The organism is Nodosilinea nodulosa PCC 7104 (assembly GCF_000309385.1).
Classification (GTDB): domain Bacteria; phylum Cyanobacteriota; class Cyanobacteriia; order Phormidesmidales; family Phormidesmidaceae; genus Nodosilinea; species Nodosilinea nodulosa.
In genome coordinates, this window is record NZ_JH976537.1 from 3,675,702 (window position 1) to 3,681,022 (window position 5,321).

General features: G+C 45.8%; 3 protein-coding genes and 1 pseudogene. 1 reads left to right on the forward strand and 3 read right to left on the reverse strand.

Features of this window, described 5'->3' with window-relative positions:
- Window positions 1-271 precede the first annotated feature (271 nt).
- Complete coding sequence (locus tag LEPTO7104_RS34250) at window positions 272-760, reverse strand: transposase (RefSeq protein ID WP_051158506.1); 489 nt, start codon at window positions 758-760, stop codon at window positions 272-274.
- A gap of 122 nt (window positions 761-882) precedes the next feature.
- Between LEPTO7104_RS34250 and LEPTO7104_RS0116970 the strand changes: the two genes are divergently transcribed.
- The gene (locus LEPTO7104_RS0116970; protein ID WP_196358123.1) at window positions 883-2,139 is read left to right on the forward strand and encodes an ATP-dependent DNA helicase; all 1,257 of its coding nucleotides are present in this window, start codon (window positions 883-885) and stop codon (window positions 2,137-2,139) included.
- Between the two features lie 39 nt (window positions 2,140-2,178).
- Here LEPTO7104_RS0116970 and LEPTO7104_RS34255 read toward each other — a convergent pair whose 3' ends face one another.
- Window positions 2,179-4,164 (reverse strand): tetratricopeptide repeat protein, encoded by a 1,986-nt coding sequence (locus LEPTO7104_RS34255; protein WP_071527267.1) that lies wholly within the window; start codon window positions 4,162-4,164, stop codon window positions 2,179-2,181.
- Between the two features lie 62 nt (window positions 4,165-4,226).
- Window positions 4,227-5,225: pseudogene (locus LEPTO7104_RS39425) on the reverse strand (IS630 family transposase); the annotation flags it as partial.
- Between the last annotated feature and the right edge of the window lie 96 nt (window positions 5,226-5,321).

The following is a 5,321-nucleotide window of genomic DNA, read 5'->3' on the forward strand; positions in this document are numbered from 1 at the left end:
CTCAGCGCCCTAGCGGAGAGTGAGGATAGATCTCAAGCCTTTGAGGTGGGCGCCGTTGACTACATGACCAAACCGCTGAAATCGGAAGAGATTGTGGCTCGGGTGCAGGGTCAACTACAGGTTTTAGCCCTCCAGCGGCAGCTCAGCCGCCAGCGAAAACTGCTGGTTCAGCAAAAATCAGCGGCTGCGCAAAGAGATTTGCGATCGCCAGCGCCTGGAGTTAGAACTGCGCCACCAGCGAAACCAGTTGCGCGGCTTTCCTGGGGCAGTTTCACAGGCAAGCCGGGGCAACGCCCACGTCGAGCGCCAGGGTCTCAGCAGCACGGTTCAGTCGGGCTCGTCGCAATGGATAGGACTCAGAGAGATCCCCATTAACTGCGAAGCTTTTTTTTGGATATCGATGATCAGTTCGGCCTGCTGCATTTTGTTGGCGCAGCTGTTGATTCTCTCGGCGCAATTGCGCCAGCTCTTGTTGAACCGGATGCGGAATTGTGGCTTTGCAGCCCCGCTTATTATCGGCCAGCGCTTGCAGTTGCCCCTGTTGTCGCTGGTTGCGCCAGGTACTCAACTGCGATGAGTACAGCCCTTCTCGTCGCAGTAAGGCCCCGATTTGACCCAGCTCAGTGCACCGATCTGCAGCTTGTACCATCTCGAGCTTATAAGCGGCGGTGAATTGACGGCGGACAGGTTTTTCTAGAACTTCGGGATCTAGACGGGCGGCTTTCCCATTGTTTTCAGGATTCAAGAGCTGCGATTGCATAGAGTCTGACATGCGGGATAACCGTTCCTTCTACTCTAATTGGGACTGGCTAAGCTGTCTCATCTATTGTTGTCACAGTGGGCCGGCAGGTGGAACGAGCGGGAACGAGTGAGAGATTAAGTGTGGAACAGCGGCGAGCCCTCCATGCACTCACAGAAGGCGGGAAGCTCAAGGTGCTAAGCGGCATCTCAGGCACCGGAAAAACTCACACGCTCATTGCAGCTGCTAAGGCGTACCGGAATAGTGGCTACACAGTCATTGCGGTATCGCCGTCGCGACAGGGTGCGGAACGATTAAAGGAATCAGGGCTGGAATCGCAAGGAGTACTCTCAAAGCTCTTGTTCGGCGAAGTGAAGCGAAGCATCACACTTCACAAACTCTTCCATGAAATCGATTGGGCAAAAGAAGGACGACGGCGTTATGGGAGCCGCTCCTATGCGAAGGATCCGCTTTCACTCAAAACCGTGGTGATGGTCGATGAGGCGCAGGCATTAAGTGCAGCCCAAATGCTTCGGTTGGTTAAGGAGGTAAGCCGCGCTGGTGGGAAGCTCATCATGAGCGGCGATGTGAAAGCACCGCAGGCGTTTGAGCACAGTGGTGCCTTCAAAGCTCTAGCCCAGAAGATTTCATCATCAACTACTCTGACTGAGATTAAGCGGCAGGATCCGTCACTATCACTAGATTTAGTTCAGGGTATTGGAACTGGCAAGGTAGCCACCGTGGCTAATCTACTGCGGGATGAGACGATCTTTTATCTCGCGGAAACGAGGGAAGAGGCACAGGCGCAACTGATCGCTGACTGGTTGACGCAAGCGATCGCTTCCCCGAAAGACAATCTGATTATTGTCGATACTAAGGAAGATGCAGCAACCTTAAACACTATGGCCCAAGCAGGACTTCGCCAGGCAGGGGCACTGTCAGACGTAGCGATAAAGACAAAGGCTGGGTACTTTCGCGTGGGCGATCGCGTGATGTTCCAGGAGACATCGCCCACCTACGGAGTTACAAAAGGGAACACGGCCACCATTGAGCGCCTGGAGTCGTTGACCAAAGTTGCGGTGATACGGCTTGATAGTGGCAAAACGAGGCTTCTTAATCTCAGGCACTATAAAAGTCTTGCTCTTGCCTACGCGCTTATTCCCAGCGAGGCAAAGCACAAGGAGGTGCGCCATGGATTTGTGCTTACCCAGGGGCGAGGCAGAGATATTTCATTGGTTCAGGTGTCACGGGGCAAGTTCTCTACGAAAATCTATTCATATGCGGCTAAGCACGAGCGCGAAGATACCGATACTGAGTGGAGAATCGCGCGGAAGATGGTGTTTCAGAAAGAGGTTGATTTGGCTGTTGTGAAGAAGAGTTTAAGCATCGATCGCTTGTGAAAAGAGGCAGCAAAAAATCGACTTGAAAATTAGTTAAAACTACACCTGTCCTTCACGATTCTGTTTATTTTGCACTTGGGCAAGGCCCTTAAGGATGATTGCATAGTACGGATCTTCCTTGCTTAGAACGTTCTCGGCTAATTCGAGGGCATTTAAAAAAAGAATTTTGGCCTCAGCAAGCCGTTCCAGAGAACTATAGAGATATGCTAAGTTATTAATACTTTGAGTTACATCGGGGTGGCGTTCTCCCAGCAGACTACGGCTCAGGTTTAGAGCCTCAATATATAATGGCTCAGCTTCTTCATAACGTCTTTGAGAGCAGTATATTCCTGCCAAATTATTAAGACTGATTGCCACATTTTGATGGCAATCTCCAAAAAGAAATCGATTCAGCTTTAAAGCTTCAAGGTATAGGGTCTCTGCCTCTTCATATCTTCTCTGTAATTGATAACTTCCTGCCAGATTGTTTAAGTTTGCTGCAACATTAACATGCTTGTCGCCAAGTAGTGTTTTGTTTATCTCAAGTGCACGAATATAAAATGAATCTGCTTTTTGATAACGACCTTGCAATTTATACAAATAACCTAAGTTGTTAAGACTGGTAGCGACATCAGGATGATTGTCCCCTAACAGATGTCTGCTCATATCAAGTGCTTTGATGTAGAGGCTCTCAGAATCTCCGTAGTTACCTTTCAACTGATACAATAGAGCTAAATTATTGAGGCTAGAAGCGATGTCAGGATGTTCATTTCCTAACAGTCGATTTCTCATCTCTAATGCCTGAATATAGAGATCTTCTGCTTCATCATAACGGGCCTGACTACTGTATATGCTTGCCAAATTATTCAAGCTAATGGCAATGTCAGGGTGCTCATGTCCTAATAGCTGCTTGCGAATACTCAATGCGTTTATGTAAAGAGATTCTGCATCTCTATAACTACCAATAGTACGGTATAAGCAAGCCAAGTTATTTAAGCTGATTGCGACATCAAGGTGAGCGGAACCTAATAATTTTTTTTGCATCTCCACCGCTCTGACGAACATCTCTTCAGCGGCTTGATAGTTACCCAGCTTACAATGCACATCTGCCAAGTTGTTAAGACTTAGGGCAACTTGAGGGTGCGTTTCTCCTAAAAGCTCTTGCTTTAACTCTAGTGCTTGACGATAGTAAACTTTAGCATCCTGAAGACGTCCTTGTGAGTTGTAAAGTGCTGCTACATTGTTAAGGCTAAGGACTGTATCAAGATGTTCTTGTCCATATAAGTCTCTATGTCTTTCCAAGACTTTCAAAAGAAGCAACTCTGCCTTATCATATAAACCTTGAGTTTTATAAAGTGCTCCTAGGTTATTAAGACTGGCCAAGGTACGAGGGTGGTATTCCCCGAAAAGTGATTCATTCAACTGTAACGAACTTTGAAAAAGCGTTTCTGCTTCCAAGTATTTTCCTTGCAATTCTAAAATATGAGCAAGATTGTTTTGAAGTGAGGCAATTTCCGAATGGTCAGGTTGAACGCGATCCTGCGTTATCTTAAGAGATTTTTGTATTAAAGCTTCTGCTTCAACATATCGTGATTTGTCACGATACAATAACCCTAGTGAGTTTAAGCTTTGACAAATTAAAGGGTGCGAACTATCTAAATGAAATTCATGTATACCGAGAGCCAATTTATAATAGGATTCGGCTTCATCATGATGGCCTTGATCTTGGTATAAAAGCCCAAGGTTGTATAAGCAAATACCTAATTCGAGGTGATTATTACCTGTGAGATTCAAAGCAATCTCACAGGCTTGAGAAAGGCAATCTTCTGCTTTTCTATATTTTCCTTGGTTACGGACGCAGGAGCCTAATTTAACCAAAACCATTACTGCATCAGAATGGATTTCGCCAAAGCGCTCGAATGTGGAAGCCAAGCATTCCTCCCACCAATTTTGAGCTTCCTCAAGGAGGCCTTGTCCTTCATAGAAGCTAGCTAGACAGGTAAATAGAGCAGTTATATTTTCATCTTTTGTAAGGCTAGATGCCACCGAAGCAGCTTTAGAAATATGAGGAATGTGAACTTTGATTTTCTCAATAAGCTGTTGCGCATCTAAATTGCATCAATAGCACTTCCCTTGTTTTTCACCTTCCGATGCCAATTTATGGCCAGTTCTCCTTCATTGAGAAGCTTATTGATAAGAGCCTCGAGATCTTCAATAGACTTAAATAACGATTTGAGATGAACTCTTTTGCTGAATGCCAAACCAATTCGACCAGATTGTAGTCCGGCTATACTCAGGTAAAAACTCCAAACTAAATTTGGCATCTCTAACTTTATCTTCTCTGTAAATTCCTCCTTTTTGTGAATACTCGCATTGTCTAAAATAATCACAACCTTAGGCCCGTCTTTCTCAAATTCGCTCACGCTCCTATCCTCGCCAGCCCAGTCATAAATAACCTCCTCGTAAAAGTTCTTGAGAACCTTATAAAAATTTTCACCGGTTCCTTTGGGGAGAAAGTCCACCAACCGCTTCTTGTCCGAATAGCGGATTCCTCCCATCACATTGATACGTCCTTTCCGTCGAATTCCAGAAACCTTCTTGCGCGTCCCTTTCTTGACCCAATCCTTTCGACGTGTCACTCTCAAACTAAAGCCACATTCATCCCAAAACCAGACCTGGAGCTTCTCTGGGGATTCTTTAGTAATTCTTAAATACTCCTCCAGTTTTGCCTTGAAGAGTTTTCGCTTCTCTGGATCTTGCTTCTCCTCTAAGCTATATTTGGCCCAGAGGTAAACGTACTTTTTTGACTTGAGAATCCTCCTCACTTGACTTCCACTTAGCTGAATCCCGGTTTCTTGTTCTAAATATGTGGCGAGCCGAGCCGCCGTCCATCGACCAAATTCGTACCCCAATTCTTGAGGCTCTTTCTCAATGACATCCAATAATAAGTTGACATATTGATCGGTGGCCTTATGATAATTCCCATGCATTCGTTCATCGGTTAAACTGGCTAAGTCACTTGGATTTCCGTGGGCACACCAATAGGCTACTTTCCTTAAGGAGCAACCTAGAAAGTCTGCAATCTCTTGCTGTTTTCTGCCATCATTTTGGCAGTTGACTGGGTTGATTTGCATACCCTACCGAATGGGTTAATTCGGAATAGTTGGAAACTCCCACTGAACATCATCAGCACCGAAAGCAGC